The organism is Microcystis sp. LE19-10.1B (assembly GCF_027530565.1).
Taxonomy (GTDB): domain Bacteria; phylum Cyanobacteriota; class Cyanobacteriia; order Cyanobacteriales; family Microcystaceae; genus Microcystis; species Microcystis aeruginosa.
Window position 1 is genome coordinate 1 of record NZ_JAPZQM010000689.1, and the last position, 1,416, is coordinate 1,416.

The 1,416-nt window shown below is 41.9% G+C and carries 3 protein-coding genes; 1 reads left to right on the forward strand and 2 read right to left on the reverse strand.

All coding sequences use genetic code 11. The features are described 5' to 3' along the window. Positions 1-114, forward strand: a 114-nt coding sequence (locus O9332_RS24585) for a transposase (RefSeq protein WP_071824397.1), incomplete at its 5' end; no start/stop codon positions are given. A gap of 450 nt (positions 115-564) precedes the next feature. On the opposite strand, the gene O9332_RS24590 is transcribed toward O9332_RS24585, so the two are convergent. Beyond that, positions 565-885, reverse strand: a complete 321-nt coding sequence (locus tag O9332_RS24590; RefSeq protein WP_002735990.1) for a type II toxin-antitoxin system PemK/MazF family toxin — start codon at positions 883-885, stop codon at positions 565-567. Further along, on the reverse strand, positions 879-1,121 hold the full coding sequence (locus tag O9332_RS24595; protein ID WP_002736094.1) for an AbrB/MazE/SpoVT family DNA-binding domain-containing protein: 243 nt from the start codon (positions 1,119-1,121) through the stop codon (positions 879-881). The genes O9332_RS24590 and O9332_RS24595 overlap by 7 nt, the downstream gene beginning before the upstream one ends. Positions 1,122-1,416 lie beyond the last annotated feature (295 nt).

Consider the following 1,416-nt stretch of genomic DNA (forward strand, 5'->3'; position numbering starts at 1 on the left):
ATGGTCGAGGGAATCAACAATAAACTTAAACTAATAAAACGGAGAGCCTATGGCTTGAGAAACTTTCGGAATTTTTGGGTTAGAAGTATGTTGTCTTGGCATCTTGTATGTTGATTTAGCATAAAGAGTAACGAAGAGCCAGAAATTTCTCGATACAAGTTATGCGATCGCTTTATCTTCATCTACGGACGATTATCATCTATATTGTCAAAGAAACGATAAAAATTGGGGAATTGTTGACTGTATTTCTTTTATTGTAATGGAAGAGCGTAGAATAACGGAAGCATTAACAACGGATATTCATTTTCAGCAAGCTGGTTTTCGAGCTTTGTTGAGAGATTAATCTCAGGGCAGGCGATCGCCATTCCCACATCACCCAAAAGTGATCGCCATTCCCACATCACCCAAAAACGATCGCCTCTCCTCATCACCCAACAGCGATAGCCATTCCCAAAAAATTGCTCCTCCCAAAAGCGATCGCCCCTTCACCCTTACTCTAAAAAGCGATCACCTCTCCCTGTTTTATAAAAAAGCGATACTAAAACCGAACAAATTCGGTGACAATCAGTAGTGAAAAAATTCAACCAATCGATCAGCCACTACCATTGCTACCCGTTCGTCAAGACTGCCAATTGTGGCAACAATTCGGGTTTTGTCAATCGCCCTAATTTGGTCTAAAGCAATACTGCCGCGCACATTTTCTTGATCAATGGGGATTCTTGTTGGGTAATTTTTGACAGTACTGGTGATTGGTGCAATAACGACTGTTCTTAATCGAGCATTAATTTCACTAGGAGAAACAACAACACAAGGTCGAGTTTTTTGCAGTTCAGACCCCCTAGTTGGATCGAGTGCCACCAACAGGATGCTAAATCTTTCTACCATTGATTTTGCCGCTCAAACTCGTTTTCCACCCCTAGCCAATCCTGTAACTCGGCTTCAATAGGAGCATCATCAAATAACTCAGCCCAGCCTTCCCTCACCTTCTTTTTAGCACTCAGAATAATTCTTTTTCCATCAACTATCGCCTCAACTTCGTCCAGAAGTTCACACTGTTCCATGATTGCTTGAGGAATTGTAATTGCTTGAGAATTACCGATTTGTACGATTTTTAGCAACATTTTGACGACCAGATAAACATACGATAATTATATCAACTTATACTGATTAGGGAGCGATCGCCCCTCCTCCTCAAAATCGCCCCTCCTCCTCAAAATCGCCCCTCCTCCTCAAAATCGCCCCTCCTCATCCAAATCGCCATTCCCCAAAAATTGCGGCTCTTCGGGACTTGGTATGGTTCGATAGGGGAGCATAAATCGACTCAATCCTTATCTGGCAAGAGATTTAATTGATTAGTTCGCTCCAGATCGCAAACAATTGACAAAAATTGCGGCAATGTCTGTCTCTATAAAGGTT

Coding starts and splice junctions, on each gene's coding strand:
- O9332_RS24590 (WP_002735990.1), bottom strand. CDS start 885: ATGGTAGAAAGATTTAGCATCCTGTTGGTGGCACTCGATCCAACTAGG.
- O9332_RS24595 (WP_002736094.1), bottom strand. CDS start 1,121: ATGTTGCTAAAAATCGTACAAATCGGTAATTCTCAAGCAATTACAATT.